This is a genomic window from Nocardioides sp. ChNu-153 (assembly GCF_030466625.1).
Classification (GTDB): Bacteria; Actinomycetota; Actinomycetes; order Propionibacteriales; family Nocardioidaceae; genus Nocardioides.
Map to the genome: position 1 here is coordinate 542,703 of NZ_JADEVT010000001.1, position 22,225 is coordinate 564,927.

The 22,225-nt window shown below is 71.8% G+C and carries 26 protein-coding genes and 1 tRNA gene; 12 read left to right on the forward strand and 15 right to left on the reverse strand.

What is annotated here, in order from left to right; all coding sequences use genetic code 11:
• Positions 1 to 23 precede the first annotated feature (23 nt).
• From INN71_RS02770 to INN71_RS02800, 7 genes are all read left to right on the forward strand, one after another.
• Positions 24 to 3,227, forward strand: coding sequence for a hypothetical protein (locus INN71_RS02770; protein ID WP_301799452.1), 3,204 nt, complete (start codon positions 24 to 26; stop codon positions 3,225 to 3,227).
• A 3-nt stretch (positions 3,228 to 3,230) separates the two neighbouring features.
• Positions 3,231 to 4,004 (forward strand): hypothetical protein, encoded by a 774-nt coding sequence (locus INN71_RS02775; protein ID WP_301799454.1) that lies wholly within the window; start codon positions 3,231 to 3,233, stop codon positions 4,002 to 4,004.
• 422 nt (positions 4,005 to 4,426) lie between these two features.
• Positions 4,427 to 6,322 carry a hypothetical protein gene (locus tag INN71_RS02780; protein ID WP_301799456.1) on the forward strand — a complete coding sequence of 632 codons (1,896 nt, stop codon included), beginning with the start codon at positions 4,427 to 4,429 and terminating at the stop codon, positions 6,320 to 6,322.
• Between the two features lies 1 nt (position 6,323).
• On the forward strand, positions 6,324 to 6,746 hold the full coding sequence (locus INN71_RS02785) for a hypothetical protein (RefSeq protein WP_301799458.1): 423 nt from the start codon (positions 6,324 to 6,326) through the stop codon (positions 6,744 to 6,746).
• On the forward strand, positions 6,743 to 7,075 hold the full coding sequence (locus tag INN71_RS02790) for a hypothetical protein (RefSeq protein WP_301799459.1): 333 nt from the start codon (positions 6,743 to 6,745) through the stop codon (positions 7,073 to 7,075). Before INN71_RS02785 ends, INN71_RS02790 begins: the two co-directional genes overlap by 4 nt.
• Before the next feature lie 5 nt (positions 7,076 to 7,080).
• Entirely contained in the window at positions 7,081 to 7,761 is a 681-nt protein-coding gene (locus INN71_RS02795) for a hypothetical protein (protein WP_301799460.1), read from the forward strand.
• Positions 7,761 to 9,296 (forward strand): hypothetical protein, encoded by a 1,536-nt coding sequence (locus tag INN71_RS02800; protein ID WP_301799461.1) that lies wholly within the window; start codon positions 7,761 to 7,763, stop codon positions 9,294 to 9,296. The genes INN71_RS02795 and INN71_RS02800 overlap by 1 nt, the downstream gene beginning before the upstream one ends.
• Before the next feature lie 8 nt (positions 9,297 to 9,304).
• Here INN71_RS02800 and INN71_RS02805 read toward each other — a convergent pair whose 3' ends face one another.
• The 5 genes from INN71_RS02805 to INN71_RS02825 form a co-directional block, all read right to left on the reverse strand.
• Complete coding sequence (locus INN71_RS02805) at positions 9,305 to 9,490, reverse strand: hypothetical protein (protein WP_301799464.1); 186 nt, start codon at positions 9,488 to 9,490, stop codon at positions 9,305 to 9,307.
• Positions 9,487 to 10,779 carry an O-antigen ligase gene (locus tag INN71_RS02810; protein WP_301799465.1) on the reverse strand — a complete coding sequence of 431 codons (1,293 nt, stop codon included), beginning with the start codon at positions 10,777 to 10,779 and terminating at the stop codon, positions 9,487 to 9,489. The genes INN71_RS02805 and INN71_RS02810 overlap by 4 nt, the downstream gene beginning before the upstream one ends.
• An 82-nt stretch (positions 10,780 to 10,861) precedes the next feature.
• The gene (locus INN71_RS02815; RefSeq protein WP_301799467.1) at positions 10,862 to 11,476 is read right to left on the reverse strand and encodes a GDSL-type esterase/lipase family protein; all 615 of its coding nucleotides are present in this window, start codon (positions 11,474 to 11,476) and stop codon (positions 10,862 to 10,864) included.
• Between the two features lie 78 nt (positions 11,477 to 11,554).
• Positions 11,555 to 12,745 (reverse strand): acyltransferase, encoded by a 1,191-nt coding sequence (locus tag INN71_RS02820; protein WP_301799468.1) that lies wholly within the window; start codon positions 12,743 to 12,745, stop codon positions 11,555 to 11,557.
• A 112-nt stretch (positions 12,746 to 12,857) separates the two neighbouring features.
• The gene (locus INN71_RS02825; protein ID WP_301799470.1) at positions 12,858 to 13,307 is read right to left on the reverse strand and encodes a hypothetical protein; all 450 of its coding nucleotides are present in this window, start codon (positions 13,305 to 13,307) and stop codon (positions 12,858 to 12,860) included.
• Positions 13,308 to 13,382: 75 nt separating this feature from the next.
• Between INN71_RS02825 and INN71_RS02830 the strand changes: the two genes are divergently transcribed.
• From INN71_RS02830 to INN71_RS02840, 3 genes are read left to right on the forward strand one after another with little or no spacing between them, the layout of a single operon-like run.
• Positions 13,383 to 13,553, forward strand: a complete 171-nt coding sequence (locus INN71_RS02830; protein ID WP_301799471.1) for a hypothetical protein — start codon at positions 13,383 to 13,385, stop codon at positions 13,551 to 13,553.
• Positions 13,554 to 13,555: 2 nt separating this feature from the next.
• On the forward strand, positions 13,556 to 14,269 hold the full coding sequence (locus INN71_RS02835; RefSeq protein ID WP_301799472.1) for a hypothetical protein: 714 nt from the start codon (positions 13,556 to 13,558) through the stop codon (positions 14,267 to 14,269).
• Entirely contained in the window at positions 14,269 to 14,613 is a 345-nt protein-coding gene (locus tag INN71_RS02840; protein WP_301799473.1) for a hypothetical protein, read from the forward strand. Before INN71_RS02835 ends, INN71_RS02840 begins: the two co-directional genes overlap by 1 nt.
• A gap of 150 nt (positions 14,614 to 14,763) precedes the next feature.
• Here INN71_RS02840 and INN71_RS02845 read toward each other — a convergent pair whose 3' ends face one another.
• The 3 genes from INN71_RS02845 to INN71_RS02855 all read right to left on the reverse strand — a co-directional run bounded on the left by INN71_RS02845 (position 14,764) and on the right by INN71_RS02855 (position 16,142).
• Entirely contained in the window at positions 14,764 to 15,117 is a 354-nt protein-coding gene (locus INN71_RS02845; RefSeq protein WP_301799475.1) for a DUF5615 family PIN-like protein, read from the reverse strand.
• Complete coding sequence (locus tag INN71_RS02850; RefSeq protein WP_301799477.1) at positions 15,114 to 15,728, reverse strand: DUF433 domain-containing protein; 615 nt, start codon at positions 15,726 to 15,728, stop codon at positions 15,114 to 15,116. Before INN71_RS02850 ends, INN71_RS02845 begins: the two co-directional genes overlap by 4 nt.
• 141 nt (positions 15,729 to 15,869) lie before the next feature.
• Complete coding sequence (locus INN71_RS02855; RefSeq protein WP_301799479.1) at positions 15,870 to 16,142, reverse strand: hypothetical protein; 273 nt, start codon at positions 16,140 to 16,142, stop codon at positions 15,870 to 15,872.
• 174 nt (positions 16,143 to 16,316) lie between these two features.
• On the opposite strand from INN71_RS02855, the gene INN71_RS02860 reads away from it, so the two are divergent.
• The gene (locus INN71_RS02860) at positions 16,317 to 17,225 is read left to right on the forward strand and encodes a tyrosine-type recombinase/integrase (protein ID WP_301799480.1); all 909 of its coding nucleotides are present in this window, start codon (positions 16,317 to 16,319) and stop codon (positions 17,223 to 17,225) included.
• A gap of 28 nt (positions 17,226 to 17,253) precedes the next feature.
• Here INN71_RS02860 and INN71_RS02865 read toward each other — a convergent pair whose 3' ends face one another.
• The 6 genes from INN71_RS02865 to INN71_RS02890 form a co-directional block, all read right to left on the reverse strand.
• Entirely contained in the window at positions 17,254 to 17,523 is a 270-nt protein-coding gene (locus tag INN71_RS02865; protein ID WP_301799481.1) for a DUF3263 domain-containing protein, read from the reverse strand.
• 38 nt (positions 17,524 to 17,561) lie between these two features.
• A complete protein-coding gene (locus INN71_RS02870) occupies positions 17,562 to 17,855 on the reverse strand; it encodes a hypothetical protein (RefSeq protein WP_301799482.1) in 294 nt (97 codons plus the stop codon).
• Positions 17,856 to 17,892: 37 nt separating this feature from the next.
• A tRNA-Thr gene (locus INN71_RS02875) sits at positions 17,893 to 17,968 on the reverse strand.
• 203 nt (positions 17,969 to 18,171) lie between these two features.
• Complete coding sequence (locus INN71_RS02880; protein ID WP_277499286.1) at positions 18,172 to 19,158, reverse strand: pirin family protein; 987 nt, start codon at positions 19,156 to 19,158, stop codon at positions 18,172 to 18,174.
• A 60-nt stretch (positions 19,159 to 19,218) separates the two neighbouring features.
• Entirely contained in the window at positions 19,219 to 20,100 is an 882-nt protein-coding gene (gene pdxY, locus INN71_RS02885; protein WP_277499288.1) for a pyridoxal kinase PdxY, read from the reverse strand.
• Between the two features lie 42 nt (positions 20,101 to 20,142).
• On the reverse strand, positions 20,143 to 20,925 hold the full coding sequence (locus INN71_RS02890; RefSeq protein ID WP_277499289.1) for a dioxygenase: 783 nt from the start codon (positions 20,923 to 20,925) through the stop codon (positions 20,143 to 20,145).
• Positions 20,926 to 21,004: 79 nt separating this feature from the next.
• On the opposite strand from INN71_RS02890, the gene INN71_RS02895 reads away from it, so the two are divergent.
• Positions 21,005 to 21,484, forward strand: a complete 480-nt coding sequence (locus tag INN71_RS02895; RefSeq protein WP_277499291.1) for a MarR family winged helix-turn-helix transcriptional regulator — start codon at positions 21,005 to 21,007, stop codon at positions 21,482 to 21,484.
• A gap of 34 nt (positions 21,485 to 21,518) precedes the next feature.
• Here the strand turns inward: INN71_RS02895 and INN71_RS02900 are convergent, their stop codons facing one another.
• Entirely contained in the window at positions 21,519 to 22,220 is a 702-nt protein-coding gene (locus tag INN71_RS02900) for a uracil-DNA glycosylase (RefSeq protein WP_277499293.1), read from the reverse strand.
• Positions 22,221 to 22,225: the final 5 nt, after the last annotated feature.

Genomic DNA, 22,225 nt, shown 5'->3' on the forward strand with positions numbered 1-22,225 from the left:
CTAGAGACATCGAGGAGGGTCGCGTGGCTGTACGTCACGAGAAGGTCGTCCTCACGCTCGAGGACCGGTTCACCACACGGGCGGCGCAGGCGGCCGCACAGACGGCCCTGCTCGAGCGGGAGGTCGAGCGGCTGAACCGTCGTGCCGGCCAGAACGCCACCGCCTCGGACCAGCAGGGCCGTGCCCTCGAGCGCCTGAACCAGCAGCTCGTGGCGAACCGGAACGCCCTGCAGGGAGTGCGCGGCGGCCTCGGCAACGTCAACCAGCAGCTGCCCATCGCATCGCAGAACTCGCAGACCCTGGCGAACCAGATCGACCGCGCATCGGGCCGTCTCGGGCTGCTGGCAGAGGCGGCGATCGCGCTCGGCCCGGCGCTCATCCCGATCGGCGCTGTCGCAGTTCCGGCCGTCACCGGACTCGCCGCACAGCTGGGGTTCGCCGCGCTCGCCGCCGGCACCGCAGTCCTCGCTTTCCAGGGGGTCGGGGACGCCGTGACGGCGATGAACGAGGCGGCACTTGACCCCTCGATCGACAACCTGATCAAGGTCCACGAGACCCTCGACCGGCTCTCGCCGTCCGCCCAGGACCTCGTCGCACAGCTGCAGTCGATGCGCAGTGGCCTCGCCGCGGTCCGCGACTCCGCCGCTGGCGGGCTGTTCCCCGGCGTGATCGAGGGCCTCCAGCACCTCGAGCGGCTCCTGCCCCGGCTGGAGGACTTCGTCGCTGCCATCGGTCAGGCCGGCGGCCAGGCGTTCGCCGACGTCGCCGAGTCGCTCGCGTCCGACCGCTGGGCCCCCTTTCTCGACTTCCTCCAGGACGAGGCGCCTCAGGCCATCCACGAGCTCACCATCACCCTCGGCGCCCTCGCCCACGGGCTCGCCGAGCTGTGGATGGCGTTCGACCCGCTCAACGACGACTTCTCCCGCTGGCTCCTTGGGCAGGCCCGCGCCTTCGACCGCTGGGCCGCCGCGCTCGACCAGACCCAGGGCTTCGAGGACTTCACCAACTTCATCCGGGAGAGCGGCCCCCAGGTCGCCGAGACCCTCGGAGCCATCGGCAACGCCCTCGTCCAGGTCGTCGAGGCCGCCGCACCCCTCGGCGGGCCCGTGCTAGAGGTCCTCGAGACGCTCGCCGACGTCCTCGCCGGCATCGCGAACACCAACGCCGGGAGCCGCCTCATCACGATGGCGGCCGCAGTCGTGGTCCTCAACCGCACCCTGGCGGGCCTCACCGCCATCATGGGCCGCTTCGGGGCCGTCGCGGGCGGGGCGGCCGGGGGCGCCGGCGGCGCCGGCGGCATGGCGGCGTTCACGTCCCGCGTACAGGGCGCGCGAACCGCCGTCACCGGGTTCCGCAACGACGTGCGGTCGATGCGAGGGGAGTACCGCAACCTCGGCGCAACCTCGGCGCTCGTCACGTCCGCCATGTCGAACACGACCGCCGCGTCGCAGCGGACCCGCGCCGCCATCGCCCAGACCACCCGCGTCGTCGGCGGAGCCGCCGCCGGCGTCGCTGCATTCGCCGTGGCGTCCGGCGCAGTCGGGTCCTCCATGGACATCCAGAACACCGCGATGCTCGGGCTCGTTGGTTCGATGAAGGGCCCGTGGGGCGCTGCCATCGGCGCGAGCATCGGCCTCTTGCTCGACATGCAGAAGGGCGGCGACCAGGCCGAGAAGGCGATCGTGCGGCTCAACAGCGCGATGGCCGCAGCCGACTCCGTCGAGGGCATGAACCAGGCCCTCGCCGACACCGGCGCCGAGCTCGACGCGCTGATGGAGAAGGCCAACAAGTTCGGCGGCCTCAACCCCACCGGCATCGGGATGGGCTTCGACTACATCTTCTCCGGGTTCGACATGGACGACACCGCGATCGGCAAGGCTGCCGACGCGCTCGACACCCAGCGCGAGAACGTCGAGAACCTCGAGTTCTCGCTGCGGCAGCTCGGCATGGCCATGAACATGCCGAGGGAGACCGGCGCCGACCTCACCGCGATCCTCAAGGCCGCGGGCCCGGCGATGAACGACCTCGGCATCAGCGCCGAGGACCTGGCCGACGCAGCGGCCGACGGTCGGATCGTCCAGTTCGCCGAGGACCTGGCCGGCTGGGACGACCACGCCAACGCCGCGCGGTTCTCGATCGAGCAGCTGGGCGCGTCCTTCGCACACCTCAACAACCAGCTCGACGGCCGCGCTTCCATGCGCGACTACGAAGCCGCACTCGACGGGGTCACCGCATCCATCGCCGAGCACGGCCGCACCCTCGACATCGACACCGAGGCCGGACGCGCCAACGAGGCGGCCCTCGACGGAGTCGCGCAGAGCGCGCTCGACCTCGCCGACACGATGTCCGGGATGGAGCGAGCGGAGTTCCTCCACCGTGCGCGCCAAGACCTCATCGCTGCGGCCGAGCAGTTCGGACTGTCCGGCGACGCCGCTGCCCGGTTCGCTGACCGGGTCGGTCTCAGCGGAGACCTGGTGGGCGAGGCGGTGAACGCCGCGCGGGCCGAGGTCGACCAGCTCTACGCAGCGTTCATGGCGCTGCCCGGCGAGGTCCGCACGGACCTGCGAACGAACGGCTACCCCACGAGCGCCGCCGAGGTGTCTGCGCTGCAGCGGAAGTACGACCTGACCCCCGACCAGGTCACCACGATCCTCCGGGCCCGTGACGAGGTGTCCCCGATCGTAGCCCGGGTGCGGGCCCAGCTCGCCACGATCGGCACCAACTTCACGGTCCGCATCAACGGCGTGCTCGGTGACTTCTTCTCGGCCGGCGGCAACTTCTTCCGACCCGGCAGCCTGCCGGTCACGGCGTTCGCTGGCGGCGGCCTTGACCTGCCCAACGCACACCAGGCCGAGCTCACCCGACCTGGAGCACCCCTCCGGATCTGGTCTGAGCCGGAGACCCAGGGCGAGGCGTACATCCCGCTGGCGAACGACTGGCGCCGGCCCCGCGCCCTGGAGATCTTCCGAGAGACGGGCCGAGTCCTGGGCGTACCGACGTTCGCCGACGGCGGCGTGGTCCGCCCTGCCCCGGCCAGCCGCGTCGTGACTCTGGAGCGGCCCTCCGGTGCCTCAGGCGAACAGATCGACTACGGCCGTCTCGCCGCGGCGGTCGCCGCCGCGCTCATGCGTCAGCCCCCGCCGGTCGTCCGCGTGGACGGGCCCGGGGCCATGGCCATCGTTCAGGCCGGTGAACGGGAATGGCGCGACGTAGGGAACAGGGGGTAGCGCATGATCGTGGTCCCGCCCGGAACCCCTGCGCCCAACGTCGTGGTCGACACCGAGTCGCCGTTGTACCTCCGTGTCAACGACCACTGGCTCCACCTCAACGGTGTCGAGGCCGACCTGCAGGTCGACACCAGCCGCGGCCGGGACATGTTCGAGTCGCTCGACGGATTCCTGTGGTGGCAGCAGGCGCCGGCGAACAAGCGGACGTGGAAGCTGGACTACCGGTGGGCCACCGAGCTTGCGATGCGTGCGCTGCGGGTCGCGGCCAACTACCCCGGCGACGTGTGGCTCCTGCACCGCGAGCACGCAGTCGCGAACATGCTCGCTCCTCTCGACTGCCAGGGAACCGGTGCCCCTCTCCTCGCGGGAGGGATGCCGCTTCGGCGGTTCGTCAGCGCCACTTCCGTGACGTCCATGGTCCGCGGCGGGGTCCCAACATTCCTCGGCGTCTGGACCGACGCCGCGGCCGGCACTCCGGTCGGGACGGTCACATACCCGGGCGGAAGCGCTGTCCTAGAGGCGCCGGCGGGCACAACCGCGCAGCGCACCCAGGTCGCCTTCACCCCCGACGTCGACGGCCTCGTCACCGCCACCGTCGTCGCTGGCACCACCGGGTTGCAACTGACCGAGGACTGGATGCCCGCCGAGTGGATGCCAGGGCTGCGTGCTCCGTGTCGGGTCGCAGTCACAGATCCCCAGCGGCGCCTCAACCGTATGGAAGACCGGAGCCAGGGACGCGGGGACTACACGGTCGAGATCATGGAGGTGGGGCCTTGAGCGTGTTCACCGCCCCATCGTTCGCATCTCTGACTCCCGTAGTCACCGCGAGCGTCGAGGGGACTCCCCTCGCTGGCGAGGTGTCGTCCTGGCGGACGGTTCGGGAGCTCACGTCAGCCGCGCTCCCGGGGCAGCTGCGGGACCACTCGGGGCGAACCATCGGAAGCGGCTCGGTCACGATCCGCAACCCCGACCCCGTCGCCAACACCCCTTGGTCCACGGGCTCCTCCCGCATGCCTGCGGGCGGCGAGGCGACACTGACCGCCGCAGACCCTGTCACCGGCGAGGAGTGGTCGCTGGGGTCGTGGATGGTCGGGCCCTCGTCAGGGTCACTGCTGTCCGCCGAGGTGGCGCTCGAACTGCGGGAGTCCCAGTTCCGGGGCCGTGGCGCTGGGCGGTCGGTGCGGAACCTGCTGCCCGCGATGTTCCCGTGGTGGTACTCGTACCCCGAGCACACCACGGACGCCTCGTGGGCGATCGACGTGCTCGCCCGCCAGATCGGGTTCTACTCCACCCCGGCACCGGTCGCGTCGTGCGTCGGGTCCGTGCCGATGAACGGCGGCATCTGGCAGGAGGTCTCCCCGGCCAGCCCGCTGATCATGGACGTCGAGAGCGGGTGGGGCTGGGGTGGCGTGCGCGGCGCGCTCGGCCCGGTCGGTGCGCACCGGCTGTACGGCTCGCTCGGGATCCGCGGCTACTACTACCGCTCGGGGGTCTACTTCCCCGCCCCGACGCGGCGACTGATGGACGACATCCCGCAGTTCCACACCCTCGACGTGGTGGGCACCGAGCTGATCGAGGTCGGCATCGGCGCTGTCGGTCAGGCGCACGTCGAGATCCGCGCCGACGACGGTGTGCTCGCGGTGCGCGGCGGCACCTCGCGGCCGTGGGTGACGGTGCCGTACACGCCCGGCCTTGACGCCACGTACCCGCACAGGGTGCAGGTCGAGATGCGCCGCGGCGGCACCCCGGACGAGCCGGGCGGCAACGTCGGCACGTTCGGCCCGGTGCGCGCCCGCATCCGCTCGGCGCACGACGCGCCCTGGTCGGAGTGGGCGATCGACCCGTGGGTCGGTCTGTCGCAGGGACTCGAGGACGTGCGGATCTCGGGCGGCGACGGGTCCTCGTTCTGCGGCTGGCAGATCACCACCGACACCGACCCTGCGCTGTGGGCGCCGCCGACCGCCGACATCGTCAAGCTGGGCGGCAACGTGCAGGCGCCGTACCTGCCTGCGACCACCGACCCCTGGTCGGGCATCCAGGAGTTCGCGGCGTCGTGGCTGGCCGCCGCGTGGCAGGACCGCCACGGCGTGCTGAAGGTCCGCGACCGGGCGTACCTCGCCGGCGGCGCCCCGGCGTCAGCGGTCGTGACGATCGACGTGGGGCAGCGGGTCGAAGACCTGCAGTGGACCCTCGACCCGGCCGACGAGGCCGACCGGCTGACGGTGACGTACTCCCCGGTCGACCCGGTCGTGCCGACCAACGACCCGGAGACCGGCCACCGGGTGGCGCCGATCCTGTGGGAGGCGTCCGAGGCGCTCGAGCTCGCGCCCGGTGAACGGCGCGAGATCTACGCCGACGTCGACGAGCTCGGCCTCGACCTGGGCGGCGTCTACCAGCAGGCCGTCGGTACGCCGTGGGTGCAGCTGTATGACACCGCCAGCGACGACGCGGTCTACTCCACCTGGGCGGCGTCCCCGGTGCGCAGCGGTGCGGAGCCGAGCCCGGGCCCGGGGGCGCTCGCGATCTATGCCACGCGGGTGTCGGCGGGCCGGTTCAAAATCCTGGTCTTCAACCAGACCCCGCTGGTGCTTTACACGGTCGACGGCGAGGGCCGTCCGCATCTGAAGCTGCGCGGAGAGGTGCGCTTCGATCAGGACCAGACCGCGACCGTTGAGCGCGGCGCGGGCGAGTACGACGCCGCACAGCCCCTGCCTGTCGACCTCGGCCGCCACGTCCAGCGGCCCGAGGACGCGGCGGCCGTGGCGGACTTCCTGTGGGCCCGCGCCCAGCAGCCCGGCTACCGGCTCAACAGCGTGCGGATCGTGCCCGACTGGTCGCGCGACATCGGCGACGTCGTCATGCTGCGCCACCCCCGCTCCGACCTGGCGCAGAAGGCGCTCGTCACCAAGGACGCCCGGCGCGGCCAGGCCGGCCAGGTCGAGCAGCACCTCGACCTCGTGGTGCTGCCGTGGACGTGGGCCGACTTCGCCGCCCAGAGCGAGCAGACCGACCGCACGTGGGGCGACTTCGCCGACGAGTGGGCGGGACGCACGTGGGGCGACTTCGCCGACCGACCGATCGAGACAGGAGCGTGACGTGCCGCTGACCGAGAACGGCATCTGGCACCCGGACGAGACCACGCCCGCTCGCGGGTGGCCGGACTTCAAGGAGCTGGCCGAGTCCGTCGACGAGGCGATCAGCCTCAGCACCAGCGACAACGGCTACGTCCGCGATCCGTTCGACGGGAACATCACCGTTCACCGGCAGGGCAAGATCGTGGTGCCGGTCGGGACGATGACCCTCCCCGACGAAGAGTGGACCGGGGCGGGATGGGTGCACGCCTTCTACGTCCCCGTGGGGTACGGCCCGGCGGGCACGTGGCTGCTCCCCTGGCAGCCGCTCAGCAGCGGCGTCATCTACCGGGTACGGGTCGACCCCGACCGGTCCGGGCACGTGCAGATGACCGGCCCCCACGAGGGCACCATGAGCCTCGCGCTCGGAACCTGGGTGACCCCGTGAGCACGGAGGCGCCGTCGAACGGCGAGCTGGTGCGTCGCTTCGAGGACGCGACCACCCGCCTCACGAAGCAGCTCGAGGCGCTGACCACCGAGATCCGCGAGGACCGGGCCGAGGCCAGCCGCACCTACGTGCGGCGCGACGTCTACGACGCCGAGCGCCGCGCGGACGAGGCGGCCCGCAACGACGTCGCGAAGGACGTCAAGAAGCTCGAGGACAAGGACGCGGCGGCGACGGGCTTCAGGCGCCAGATGCTCGTCTCGGGCGCGGTCATGGTCATCAGCGTGCTGGTGAGCATCGTCCTCAACGTCGTCAACCTGCTCGCGAGGTGAGCCCGATGAACGCACGCATCCCTGTCCCGTCTCCTCGTGTCGTCACCATCGCGTGCTGGACCGCGGCCGTCGTGCTCGCGGCGGTCCTCGCGTGGCTGGTGTGGCTCGCGGTCACGCTGGCGCACGACGCCGAGCAGTTCGAGGACCGCGACCGCGAGTCGATGGCCGACCGCGCCGACCTGCGGCAGATCGTCGGCGACCAGGGCGAGGCGCTCGCCGAGGCGAACCGGCGGCTGCAGGCGGTCGGCCAGGAGCCCGTCGACGAGCCCGACACCGACGACCCGGCCGTTGCTCTGCCCGGCCTGCCGGGTCTGCTCGGCGCCCCGGGCGAGCCGGGCCGCGACGGCCAGGACGGGGCACCCGGGGAGGACGGCGCACCGGGTGCTGTCGGCGCGACCGGCGAGCCCGGCGCGGTCGGTGCCCCGGGCGTCGGGTCCACTGGCGAGACGGGCGCCACCGGACCGCAGGGCGAGCCCGGCCCCGCCGGTCCGCAGGGCGAGCCTGGCGTCCCGGGAGCGGCTGGCCCCCCGGGCCCCGTCGGCGCAGACGGGAACGGCGTCACGGCGGTCGACTGCACGGCCGGGACCGGCACCTTCGTCTTCACCTTCACCGACGGCACCACCCAGACCGTCACGTGCGGCCCCATCGAGGAGCCGACCGACCCCCCGAGCGAGGAGATCCCCTGATGGCTGAGCTGACTCTGGGCGGTGGCCCGTCCGACGTCCTCGTCGAGGTGCTGTCCGGCGCCGTGCGTGCGCGGGGGCCGGCGGTGTGCACGGTGTGGTCCGCGCCCACGGGCGGCACCCGGTACGACGTAGTGGTCGACGAGCAGTCTGTGCCGTCGTTCCGGATCGGCTCCACCGGACGCGTGCCGGTCTTCACCGTGACGACCGCGGGCGACGCGGTGGTCGAGGTGTGGCTGCAGGTCGCCGACGCGGCCGAGCGCTACCGCCTGTCGGTCACCCCGGGCCCTGCCGGCCAGCCGGGCGCACCGGGTGCGCCGGGTGGGTCGGACGCCGAGACCGCCCAGCGGATCGAGTCCGGGCCGCTCACGCAGGCCGCGCTATCTGCCACCATGGAGCCGGTCATCGAGGAGGCGGTGCCGCCCCTCGCGCTCGGCGTGGTGCGCGCTGAGCGGACGAAGCCGATCGTGCTCGGCTTCGACGGCGACTCGCAGACCACGAGCGGTCACCAGCAGTGGGGCATGTCGATGCAGAACCAGGTGCTCCGCGGGCTCGGGTCGCAGGTCACCACCTTCAACGCCGCCGTCGGCGGGCAGGATCTCAACAACATGATCGGCCGGGGCGCGGCCTACGTCGACGTCCACTACGACGCCGACGCCGCCGACAACATCCTGGTCGCGTGGGCGGGCACGAACCAGATGGGCTCCACCCTCGAGGTCGTCCAGAGCCTCTACCAGCAGTACGTCGCCGCGCGCCGCGCCGCCGGGTGGAAGGTCGTCGTCGGCACGATGCTGCCCCGCTCCAACGCGGGCACCCCCGCCGACTACGAGACCAAGCGACAGGCGTTCAACACCTGGCTGCGCAGCAACTGGATGACGTTCGCCGACGCCCTGGCCGACCTCGCCGCCGACTCCCGCATCGGCGACGCGGGCGACGAGACGAACCTGACCTACTACCGCCCCGACCTCGTGCACATCAACAACACCGGCGCCATGGTCGTCGCACAGTACGTCCGCGGCGCACTCGCCACGCTCGGGCTCGGGTCGGTCACCCGGCCGCCCGAGTCAGTGTTCGTTCCGGCCACCAACCAGATGATCGCCGCCGGCACCCCTGCCGACGTGCTGCGCGGCTCGGCCGCCTGGTGCGCCTTCGACGGCGACGTCATCGAGACCGTCGCGGTGACCCAGAAGTTCCCCACCGGGCTCGGGCTCATGTACGTGGACTTCATCTGGCACGCCCCCACCGCCAGCGGCGGGAACGTCGTGTGGACCCTGAGCCTGCACGAGATCGACGCCGCCACCGGCAGCTACAACCCGGCGCCGTCGTTCTCCGCAAACGCGACCGGGGCGGCCAGTGCGACGGCCAACAACATCGTCCGCACCCGCTGGGCCAGCAACTTCGCCGTCGACACGTCGCGCTTCCAGCACCTCCGCATCGGCCGCAACGCGACCCACGCCGCCGACACGCTCGCCGGGGACGCCTACCTGCTTGGCGTCATCTTCGTGCCGATCAACCCCCTGACCGGGGGAACGGCATAGCTCACACGTCAGTTGCGGTAGTCGCGCGCGCGTTCTTCATTCGTGGCGCGAAGAACGGCGCTACCGAGCCAAGCCACAGCGATGATGGCCCCGATCATCAGCATGAGCACGCCGACAGACGGGGCCACTGCCATGGCAGCGACACCACAGGTCAGGGCGGTGATGGTGACTGCTTCGTGCTGCTTCTGGGTCATCGAACCCTCTCACCTGGTTGATCGTTCGGCTGTCCCGTTCTGACGCTGCGCGGGCTCGCCGCGAACCCAGCGAGCAGGAAGACCAGGACGACGAAGTTGACGCTGCCGAGCGAGTTGTTGAAGACCGAGTCGACCATGAAGACCACCGTGGCTGCCAGCCCTCCGAGCGCGAAAGGCGACTGGGTGGTCCGATATTCGCGTAGAGCGAATAGCAGCAGCGCCCCGGCCAGGATCAGGAACAGCACGGCACCCACGACGCCGTAGCGGAACCACTGCTGGAAGAAGTTGCTGTGCGCGTGCCCCAGCACCAGCACGTCCGACGCCACCTGCGACTGCATTGCGGGTATCCACTCCGCGGCCCCGAGGCCGTCGATGGTGCGGCCTGCAGCGTTTGTCGCCTGCACAACGCCTTCCCAGAGTTCGGTGCGAGAGGACCGCGATCGGTCGCCAGCGTCGGTGGCGGACAGCGTTCGTTCCCAGGCGTCGGCGAAGAGCTGGGGAGCGAAGATGACGGTCAGCGCGGCCAGCAGTGGGCCGAAGATCCAGATGGCGCCGATCCGACGCAATCGGGGCGAGACGGCGATCACGACAACGCTGACGAGCGCGACAGCCAAGATTGCGGCTCGCGTCTCCGTAGCGACAATGACTCCCAGCGTGACTACGGCGATGAGTCCGCCGCGCACCCCGCGCGTGGTAAGGGCGAGGAACATGCCGAGCATGGCGGCGAAGGTGCCGAACGTCGTGGGTCCGGTGAACAGTCCGAAGGGTCGGACGTCGCCACTGAACGTGTAGTAGTGGAACCCGTTCTCGAAGGTGTAGCCAAGGGTCTGCAGTCGCGTGAAGCCACCCATCAGCTGGTACGCGGTGAGTGCGACAACGACTAGGAACGCGACACGCAGCCCCCGGAGAAGCGCCGGACGAAGGTTAGCTTGAGATCCCAAGTGGAACGCGGCCAGTCCCGCGATCAGGGCACCGATGTCGCCCACCACGAAGGTGGCATCTACGGACTCTCCGTACGCCGTTGCGAGTGGGACTAGGCGGATGAGGGCCCATCCCGCTACGAGGACAAGAGCCACGCGCACGGTCGTACCGGAGGTGGTGTCGCGACGGTGGGCCACTGCTAGGACGACCAGCAGCGCGGCCAAGGGCATCGCCAGAGAAAGCCGGCCGAGGCCGATCTCGAGCGGCACGACGGGGACGGCCGTCAGCGCGGCAGCAAGAGATAAGAGGGCCCCGCCCGGCCGGCGGCGCCGAGTGGCGCGTTCATCCGTTTCGGCTACCAGCGACACCCGCGCGATGCTACGTCACCTTGCACGACCTGACCTGCGAACGGTCGCGTCGCACCTCGCCGCCCTGCGCGGGTCCAGCCGGTCAGTCGGTGAGCGCTTCCTCTACGGCCTTGGCCACGAGTTCGGCCCCCTCAGGAGTCGGGTGGGTGCCGTCCACAGTGAGCCCCTGGCCTGAGACCGTGGCCGCCACTTCGACGAGGCGCGCGCCGGTGTCGGTGGCCAGCGCACGGATGCCGTCGTTCAGCGGTGCTGCGTCGGTCCCGTCCCATGCCGGCACCGTGCCGATCACGACGACGTCGGCGAGTCCCTGCGCGATGGTGACCATCTCGGCCAGGTTCGCGAGGGTCCGATCCGTTGGGACGCCGGTGCGTAAATCGTTGGTGCCCGCGATGATGACCACGGCGTCGGGGTCGGCGTCGCGGACCTCATCAAAGCGGGCGAGGATCTGCGCGCTGGTCTGGTTGGTGCCGCCAGCGTTGCGGCCATGGGCCAGCCCGGTGCCGTCGTCGCAGACGGCGTGCGCGTACCAGGACGACTCCCCGAGCACGCCGTACCCGCTCTCGGCCTGCGTGATTGAGTCGCCGATCCCGACAAGGCGCAGACCCTCGTCGGAGGCCGTTGCGCTCAGGCACTCGGCGTGGCGGTAGGAGTACACGGCCGCGCGCGCCGTGTCATTGGTGTAGGCAGCGACGCCCACGGCCAGAAATGCGACGCAACTGCCGGCCGCGATCAGTCGACGCCTCGAACCTCGAACATCCGCCCCCACCCGCGCACCCTAGCCCGCCCTGCTCCCGCGCGGCGCCGTCTTCCTAGCAACCCTGCGGCGCACGGCCTTCGACCCGTTGTGCGCCGGCCGCTCGACCAACCGGTAGAAGGCGAGCGCGGCGACGAGCGACACCGCCAGCCCCAGAGGGATCGCGAACCAGAGCAGGTCGTCACCGAGGGCCCGCGCCAGCGCGACGAGGATCGGCTCGTGAACCAGGTACAGGCTGAACGAGACCATGCCGAGCCACGTCAGCGGCCGGGTCGAGAGCGCCCACCGCAGGGCCGGGCAGTAGAGCGCGGCGAGCACCAGGAGCGTGGCGCCACCCGTCGCCGCGGCGAGCTCGAGGGTGTCGCTCGAGCGGCCGGTCAGGCCCGGCAGGGTCCATCGGGCGGGCAGCGTCACCGCCACGACCACCGCAGCGGCTAGCCACACGCTCGCGGACAGCGCTCGCCGCTCGTTGAGGGCGTCGGCCAGCGCGCCCAGGCGCTCGGCGTTCGAGGCGAGCAGCGCACCCAGCAGGAACATGACCATGTAGCGCTCGCCGCCGACCGTCAGGACCATGACGCCCGCGAGCGCCGCCGCGCCGCCCACCCACAGCCAGCGAGGCGGGCGCGCCGGGCGAGCGAGCAGCACGAACAGCGGCAGCAGCAGGGAGAACCACACCTCCCACTGCAGCGACCACAGCGGAGTCACGAAGTGCCCCGGGTCGACGAGCAGGACGGCGTCGTCGACGAGCACCCCGAGGGACGGGTCGTGTGTCCGGCGCTGCAGCCACTCGGACGTCGCGTTGCCGTCGAACGGGGACAGCGCCCACGTCACCGCGAGCGCCAGAACCAGCGCCGCCCAGACCGGCACGTACAGCCGCACGATGCGCGACGGGTAGTAGGCCGCCCAGTCGTAGCGGTCGGGCCCGGCGCGTAACACCTGCCACACCAGGACGTAGCCGCTGAGGACGAAGAACACGTAGACCGCGGCGTTGCCATCCCACAGGGCGTGGAGCGGTGTTGTGGTGAACCACGCGACCGACGCGGGCGCAGTGGCGGCCCTGTCGAAGTGCAGCACCGCGATGGCCGGGACCAGTAGCGCGGCGTGGTGCAGCATCACCGCGATCGAGGCGGCGCCCCGGAGCCCGTCGAGCGATGCGAGTCGATGCGTCTTCGTCGCGCTCGACAGGTCCCGGGCGTGGGGGGCGACTGTCACCCGCGCACCGTAGCCCGACACCCGGTCCCCGCGCCGCGCAATCTGCACGGTCAGTCCCGCACCACACCACCTCCACGGCCGCCCGGCCAGCACGACCGGGCGGCCGTTCCCGTCAGGACTCGGTGAACACGTCCGTGATGGGCGGCATCTCGTTCGCAAGACCCCAAACCGACCAACCGGCTAGCGGCAGGTTCACGAGCACGATGAGCATGACCATCGCCTCCATCTCGCCGACGATCTCGACTGCCTGGCCCTCGGGCATACCTCCAACGAGGCGCATCGCCACCATCCGGTTGGGGTCCTCGGAGTTGATCACTCGATCGCTGAGGCCCATGCCGTCGATCGCGGACACCACTTCCTGCCGGGTGTAACTGCGATCGGGGACGCTGAACGCGCGGAAGAGCGCGTCGTCACCGTCCCGCGCCGCGAGGACCCAACCCACCGCTGCGCGCCGAGGGTTCGTCGGATCGGTCAGGTCGCCGAAGCGCTCGAACGACCCTTCGGTCGCCTGGACGATCGGGGCCGGCATCTCGCCGTCATTGCCAGTGCTCTTGTCCGCCATGCCCGCAACCTAGCCCGCCCCGCACCGCGCGCGGCGGGCTTCGTCGCATCCGACCACCCCCCAGGAGGCCCCTCCATGTCCACCGCGCTGCCCAACCCCTACGACGTCGACGACGTCACCCAGGAGGACGACTCGCCCGCCGAGCAGTACCTCCCCGGCCCCGACGGCCCGCCCGACTTCGACGCCCTCCCCGACCTCGAGCAGGTCCCGGCCGGGGACCGCACCGACACCGACGAGGAGGACTGACCATGGCCATCCGCACTCCCGCCGAGGCCATCGCGTGGGGCCGCCACTGGGTCACCAGCCGCGACGACGCCCCCACCAGCACCGACGACTGGTACCGCTGGTGCCTCGTGTTCGTCCGGTCCTGCTTCGGGGTCGCCGCCCGCTACTCAATGGCCGGCCAGGCGTGGGACCACGCCCAGCTGAAGCACCGCACCAGCGATCCCGACACCATCCCCGCCGGCGTGCCGATCTTCTGGGAGCTGCCCGGCGAGGCCGACCACGTCGCACTGTCCCTCGGCGGCGGCTGGTGCCTGTCGAACGACATCCTGCGCCGCGGCCGCATCGACCGGGTGCGGATCGACACCATCACGCGGGCGTGGGGCGGACAGCTGCAGGGCTGGACCGAGGACCTCAACGGCGTTCGCGTGTGGCGGCCCGAGCCGGCCAAGCCCGAGCCGGCCAAGCCCGAGCCGGTGCGCGTGTGGCCGACGCTGCGGGCGCTGTTCTGGGGGGAGCACCAGCTGCACCTCGACGCCACCGTCGGCGGGGACGAGTCGCTGTGGCCGAAGATCGGCGACCTGCGCGAGGGGATCTGGGGCGCCCCGGCGGTCCAACACAAGGCGCTGCGCGGCGAGCTCGTCGCCGGCGAGCGCGCGGCCGCCCCCGGCAGCAAGCGCCGTGCCGGCATGGCCCGGGCCCGCAAGCACCTCGACCGGATCCTCGCGAAGGCAGCCTGATGGGCGAGCACCGCGCGGAGGACCGCGACCCGTCTCCGCTAGAGCGCCTGGTGCGCGAGCCCGCGCTCGTCACCGGCGTGCTCACCGCCGCGTTCGGCGTGGCCGTCGTCTTCGGCCTGCCCATCACCCCGGAGGGCATCGGTGCCATCGTCACGCTGGCCGGCGCCCTGATGGCGCTGCTCCGGTTCCTGCTCGTGCCCGCGTCCGAGGTCGTGGTCCAGCAGAAGCCTGGCAAGGAGCTGGCCGAGGCTGGTCCGGGGTCGGCCCTGCCGACGGGCACTCCGGTCGTCGAGGTCAGCACCGAGCACATGACGACGTACGTCGAGGCCCCGCCCAACCACTGACCTGGTCGGCCCACAGCGCCCCCGTCATCCCCTCACGCAGGGGGTGGCGGGGGCCATTCGTCGTTCCCGGATTAAGCGCCAGGCTTCATCTCGACGAAGTTAAGCCCAGCGGTTTAGGAGTTTCCCGGCGTGTGTCGGCGAGGGGACTCCCTACTCCCAGTCGAGGTGCACGCGGATGCCGTCGGCGCTCAGGTAGACGAAGATGTCCTGCGAGATGTTCAGCATCTTGACGAGGTGGTCGAGGTGTTGCGAGACCAGGTCGATGGCCGCTCGTTCCTTGCAGGCCAGTTGCACGTGCCGCCCAATCGGATTCCGCCGCCGGCGGGCCGAGAACGCGACGTCGTGTGTCAGGACCGCGGCACCGTGGGTGTCGGCGTAGACCGAGACGTCGTCGTCCGGTTCGCCGGCAAGGCCGCTGTCGTTGATGGACCAGGCTTCGTGGCCAGCCTTGTGTAGGAGTCCGACGAGGCGCACGTCGACGTCCTCATCGAGGACGAACCTCACGCGATCGACAGCGTCCGGACGCTGTCGATATCCGTCGGCGTCAAGCTGGGATACGCCTGAAGCACCTCGGCGTCGGACGCGCCGTCCTCCAGGAACGAGAGCACCGATCGGACCGGCACGCGCGTGCCGGCGATGACGGGCGTCGAGCCGCGCACACCGCGGCGCTTCTCCGTGCGTCCGATGTCGGCGGCCGCACGGTCCGAGGACGTCAGCAGGCGGGTCCGCAGCGGCTCGAGCGCGAGCACTTCGTGCAGCACGATCTGCCCCGGGTCGTCGACACCGCTCCACGTACCGTCCGGCAGCTGGAAGTGGACGCGGTTCCCGACCAGGGCGAACCGCACTTCGGGGACACGGAACTGAAGCTCGCGTAGGTGGCTGACGATGACCCGCAGGTGCTGGAGGCTGACCTTCCGGCGGAGGGCGGCGAGCGCCATGATCGTCATGGCGGCCGTGAAGTCGTACAGGCGAACTCGCCGGTTGCCGCTGGTGATTCGCTCGACGGTGGGAGCGACCAGACCGGTCTTCTCCCAGTAGTCGATGCGGCTCTCGGTGACGCCGGCGAGCCGTGCGACCGTCTCGCGACGGAGCATCAGGTACTGCTCGGATGCCATGGCCGCCACCTCTCATCCACAACTTTCTTCACAGGGCCCGGACCCCTGTGCACAGCGCAACCATACGTGCTGAGCGCGTAGCGGCGCCGGGAAACCTGAACACCTGGCCGAGGTTGCCGGGCGCATGAGAAGCCCAGGGGTTCAGGTCGGGACGCCGTTGACCGGCTTCACCCACGACACGTCGAGCGGCGGCTTCGGGCCGTCGACCTTCCGCACGCACCCCGCCGGCATCCACCCGACCTTCCACCGCGGCGACCCGCCGTGCGCCCGGGCACCGACCTCCGCCCACCCGACGAACGCCCACCAGCTGCCGTTCTCCATCCGCTCCCACCACGCCAGCAGGCCGGGCCGCGCGGTGTCGACGCCCCACCGCGCGGTCGGGTCCACCCAGACGTGCTGCGGGCGAGCGATCATGCGGCGACGGTACGGCCGGCCGCCGACCATGGGCTCCTGGCCAAGGGCCTTGACGGTCGTCAGGGCCGCGGGGGTAGCCTCCGGTCCCGAAAAGTAAAGACGGCCCCGCCGGCGGACGGCAATCCTCCGACAGGGCCTTGCCCCCTCAACCTGACATCACCAGGAGAGAAGACCGTGGCTGACGCTACCCTCATCGCGCCCACCCAGAGCACCACCCACCTCTACGTGGCGCAGTTCCTCGCCCGCTACTCGGGCGGCACCCGCGACCTGTACGGCATCCGCATGCGCCTGTTCCTCGGCTGGTGCGACCAGCACGGCGTCGATCCCATCACCGGGATCACCCGCCCGCTCCTCGAGCTCTACGGCCGCCACCTCGAGGAGGTCCGCGGCAACGCCCCCGCGTCGGTGGCCGGCACGCTCGGCACCCTCAGGATGTTCTACCGGCTCCTCGCCGTCGACGGCGTCATCCCCACCAGCCCCGCCGAGTACGTCCGCACCCCGAAGGTCTGGTACGACGACGTCAAGATCGTCGGCCTGTCCCGCATCGAGCTTGGCTCGTTCATCGCGACCGCCCGCACCATGAGCCCCAACCACGCCGCCCTGGCCACCTTGCTGGGGCTCCTCGGCCTGCGCGTCTCGGAGGCGTGCGCCGTGCAGATCCACGACTTCCAGGACTACGAGCGTGACCACCGTGTCCTGCGCGTCGTGGGGAAGGGGAAGAAGCCCGCCACGATCCCGCTGCCCCCACCGATCTTCCGCGCACTCGACGCCGCCGCCGGCGACCGGGACCTCGGGCCGCTGCTGCACCGCCTCGACGGGGTCACGCCGCTCGACCGGCACTCCGCGGCCCGCATGACCCGCGCGATCGCGAAGAAGGCCGGGATCCGGAAGCCCGTCCACCCCCACGTGCTGCGGCACTCGTTCATCACCGCCGCGCTCGACGCCGGCGCGCCGCTGCGCGACGTGCAGATCGCGGCCCGCCACTCCGACCCGAGGATCACCACGCGCTACGACCGGGCCCGCGGCAACCTCGACCGGCACGCCGTGCACATCGTCGCCGCGTACATCGCCGGCGCCGCCTGATCCGCGCCGGGGCCCGGCCGCAGGTGATCTACCGGCGGCCGGGCCAGGTCGAGCCGCGGCGCCCGGCGGCGCGGGCATCGCGAAGCCGACGCAGACGGTTCACCAGCACGGGATCCCACCTCAGTGCGTCCGGCTGGTCGAGCAGCCAGTTGACCTTCTGCGCGAACTGCGCGGGGGAGAGGCCGAACATCTCCCGGATGACGGTGTCCTTGCGGCCTGCGTACTTGAAGCGGGTCCCCTCGAGCTCGAGCATGGCGCGCTGCTCGTCGGAGATCCCAGGTGCGAGCTGGGTGTCCATGCCCGGGACCGTACGCCCGGCCGCCGACAACGACCGGCTCACAGCACCCAGTCCTCGGGCGGCGACTGGTCCTCCTCGCCGGCCGCGCGCTGGGCGATCATGTTCGGGTCGGTCTCGTCGTGGGTCTTCCCGTAGTGCGCGCGCACGGTGCCGCAGGTGCTCCACACGCACCCCTCGTAGCCGTCGGGGACCTCGGGGAACGTCACCGTCGCTGCGTGCGCCAGCGTCTCGGCGTGGCGTGCGTCGGCCTCCGCGACAGCCGCGAGGACCTCCTCGCGCGTGGAATCCATGGTCAGGCTCGCCCAGAGCGGGCGCGGTCGCTTCTCACCCATGCCCGTGGACCGTAGGTGGGTGCGCCGACGGTTCGCGTGGAGCCGCGTGTCGGACTCGAACCGACGACCTTCGCTTTACAAGAGCGGTGCTCTACCAGCTGAGCTAACGCGGCGGGATGGCTGCACTCGATGGGATGGCTGTCACGATGGCTGTCAACCGCAGCAGCGGCGTGTCAACCACGGGCCAGAACCATCGCTCACATCCTCCTTACAAGAGAAGCGCTCTACCGACTGAGCTACACCGGCGCGGCCGGACGCGGGGCGGCCGGGACGCGCGGCCATCGTAGGGGGTCGCGCGTCCCGCCCGCCGGGGGCCTCAGGGCTCGGTGATCTCGCCGTGCACGTCGGCGTGGGGCACCGTGGGGATGGTGCCGAGCCGGCCCTTGCCGAAGTCCTCGAACGCCTGGGCCACCTCGGCGCGGGTGTTCATGACGAACGGGCCCATCCAGGCCACCGGCTCGCGGATCGGCTCGCCGCCGAGCACGACGACCTCGAGCGCCTCGTGGCGCGACTCCTGCACGCGGTCGGCGCCGACGGTGACCGTCTCGCCGTGGCCGAGCACCGCGAGCTGCCCGCTGCGCAGGGGCCGCCGCGAGCCGGAGACGTAACCGTCGCCGCTCAGCACGTAGACCAGCGCGTTGAAGTCGGTGCGCCACGGCAGCACGAGCTCGGCGCCCGGCGTGACGGTCGCGTGCACCATCGCCATCGGGGTGCGGGTGCTGCCCGGGCCGCGGATGCCGTCGACCTCCCCGGCGATGACCCGGATGAGCGCGCCGGCGTCGGGCGACGTGCCGAGCCCGACCTCGCTGGCCCGCAGGTCCTGGTAGTGAGGCGGCAGCCACTTGTCGGCGCGCGGCAGGTTCACCCACAGCTGCAGACCGTGGAACAGCCCGCCGCGGGCGACGAGCCACTCCGGGGGCGCCTCGAGGTGCAGGAGGCCCGAGCCGGCGGTCATCCACTGGGTGTCGCCGTCGGTGATCGAGCCGCCGCCGCCGTGGCTGTCCTGGTGGTCCATGACCCCGTCGATCATGTAGGTGACCGTCTCGAACCCCCGGTGGGGGTGCCACGGGGTGCCCTTGGGCTCGCCGGGGGCGTACTCCACCTCGCCCATCTGGTCGAGGTGGATGAACGGGTCGAGCATCCGGGCGTCGACGCCGGCGAACGCGCGCCGCACGGGGAAGCCCTCGCCCTCGTAGCCCCGCGGGGCCGTCGTCACCTTCACCACGGCGCGGTCCTCCGCGCCGGGCAGGGCGGCGACGGTGCGGGGGAGGACGGTCCAGTCGGGAACGGTCACTGCAGGCATCGGGAGCCTCCTCGTCGGTCTAGTTGAAAGATGAACTAGATGACGCGGCGGCGCATTCCCTCACCGCAGCTGGCGCGCGGCGAACCGCTCGGGCGGGTTGGCGATGGACGCCTGCGCCCCGACGAGCTGGATCTCCCGCGTGCCCGCGGCGATCGTCGCCTCCAGGATGCTGAACACCGACGACGTGGTGCGCTCGAGCGCGACCTGGGGCGAGCCGGTGGTGCGCAGGTGGGCGAGGTAGAGCGCCGACGTCACGTCACCGCACCCGTTCGGCGTGATGGGCAGCTGCGGGGTCGTCACCGCCCAGGCGCCGTCGTCGGAGACCGCGACGACCTCGAGCGACCCGGCCGGCGTGGCGTCGGTGATGACGCTCGTGACGAGCACGTCGCGGGGCCCGCGGTCGCGCACGCTGTCGACGGCGTCGAGCACCTCGTCCTCGGTGCGGGTCGTCGTGCCGGCGAGGAAGTCGAGCTCGAAGTGGTTCGGGGTCAGCACGTCGGCGTGGGGGACCACGTGGTCGCGCATGAACTCGGGGATGCCCGGCCGCACGAACATGCCGCGCCCCACGTCGCCCATCACCGGGTCGCAGCAGTAGACGGCGCGCGGGTTGAGCTCCTTCACCCGGGCGACCGCGTCGAGCACGACGGCGCCCACCTCCTCGGCGCCCTGGTAGCCCGACAGCACCGCGTCCGCGGTCGCCAGCACGCTGACCGGCTTCCCGTCGGCCCCGGTCACCTCCCGCTCGCCGATGCCCCGGATGACCTCCGCGACGTCGGTGGGGGCCAGCAGCGGGCCGCGCCACGCGCCGTACCCCGTGTGGTTGGAGAAGTGCACGGTGAGCACGGGCCACACCTCGTGGCCGAGGCGCTGCAGCGGGAAGGTGGCCGCCGAGTTGCCCACGTGCCCGTAGGCGACCGACGACTGGATCGACAGGATCTTCACGGGCGCGATCCTCCCACGGCCCCGGTCGCCGGGGGTGGCGCCTCAGGCGACCTGCAGCGAGCGCTTCGCGAGCCCCATCCAGTAGCCGTCGATGCGCTGCTCCGACGGCTCGTCGGCCCGCGCGGCCGCCCCGAGCGTCACGAACAGCGGCGAGTAGTGCTCGACCGTCGGGTGGGCGTAGGGCATCCCGGGCGCCCTCGTGCGGTACGCCGCGAGCTCGTCCACGTCGCCCCGGGCGAGGGCATCGGCGGCCCAGAGGTCGAAGTCGACCGACCAGCCCGGCGCCTGCGCGTCGATGCTGAAGTCGCGCAGGAACGGCAGGCCATGGGTGAGGAACCCCGAGCCGACGATCATCACGCCCTCGTCGCGCAGCGGGCGCAGCCGCTCGCCCAGCGCCAGCAGTCGGTAGGGGTCGTCGGTCGGCAGGGACATCTGCAGGACGGGCACGTCGGCGTCGGGGTACATGATCTTCAGCGGCACCCAGGCCCCGTGGTCGAGGCCGCGGGAGGCGTGCTGGTGCACGGGCTGGGTACGCGGCATCATCGCGGCGACCCGCACGGCGAGCGCGGTCGCGTCCGGCGTCGCGTAGGTCATCCGGTAGAAGCGCGGGTGGAAGCCGCCGAAGTCGTAGACCAGGGGGGCGCCCGAGGCCGAGAGGCTGACCGGCGCCGACTCCCAGTGCGCGCTGACGACGAGGATGGCCCGCGGGCGCGGCAGGTCCCGCGCCCAGGTCGCCAGCTGGCCCGACCAGACGGGGTCGTCGAGCAGCGGGGGCGCGCCGTGCCCGATGTAGAGGGCGGGCATCGGGTCGGCGGTGGCGGTCATGGGCTTCCTCCTGGGTCGGGGGCAGCCTAGGCCGGTTTGGTTGAACCTTCAAGTGTGTGTCATGGGTAGGGTGCGGCCCGTGACCGACGGACCCTGGCTCGACGAGGCCGAGATGGAGGCGTGGCTGGCGCTCGTCGGCGTGCTCCTGCGGCTGGGCCCCGCCCTCGACTCGCAGGTGCAGGGCGAATCCGGCATGACGCACTTCGACTACCAGGTGATGGCGATGCTGTCGGCCGTGCCCGACCGGCGCCTGCCGATGAGCGAGCTGGCCGTGCAGGTCAACGCGTCGCTCTCGCGCCTGTCCCACGTGGTGAAGAAGCTCGAGACCCGGGGCTGGCTCGCGCGCACGCCGAGCCCCGTCAGCCGCCGCGTCACCGAGTGCTCGCTCACCGCGGCGGGCTACGACGTGCTCGTCGCCGCCGCCCCGGGTCACGTCCGGGCGGTGCGCCAGCTGGTCTTCGAGGGCCTCGCGCCCGAGCAGGTGCGCCAGCTGGCGGCGATCGCCGGCACCATCCGCGCCAACCTCGACGCCTCCGGGCTCTCCACCCTCGACGGCTGAGCGGTGTCCACGCGTCCCGACCGGGGACGGACCCTCAGCCGGGCAGGCGCCAGTCGACCGGCTCGCCGCCCTGCTCGCGCAGCAGCGCGTCGACCTTGCTGAACGGCTTGGAGCCGAAGAAGCCGCGGCTGGCCGAGAGGGGCGACGGGTGCGGCGAGGCGACGGACGGCACGTCGCCGAGGTGCGGCGCCAGGCCCTGGGCGTCGCGGCCCCACAGCACGGCGACGCGGGGGCCGCCCCGCCGTACCCACGCCGTGATCGCGGTCGCCGTCACGTGCTCCCAGCCCTTCCCGCGGTGCGACGCCGAGGCGCCCGGGCGCACCGTGAGGCAGCGGTTGAGCAGCATGACGCCCTGGTCGGCCCACGCCGTGAGGTCGCCGTGGTCGGGGGTCGGCACGCCGAGGTCGTCGCGCAGCTCGCGGTAGATGTTCTCGAGGCTGCGCGGCACCGGCCGCACGTCGGGCGCCACCGCGAACGACAGCCCGATGGGGTGGCCCGGGGTGGGATAGGGGTCCTGGCCGACCACGAGCACGCGCACGTCCGCGAACGGTCGCTGGAAGGCGCGGAACACCGCGTCGCCCGCCGGCAGGTAGGGCCGCCCGGCGGCGAGCTCCTCGCGCAGGAACGCCCCCATCGCGGCGATGCGCTCGTCGATCGCCGGGTCGACCCCGCGCAGGGCCTCGGCCCAGTCGGGGGCGACGAGGCCCTTCTCCACCAGTGCGTCCAGGCTGCCCACGGAGG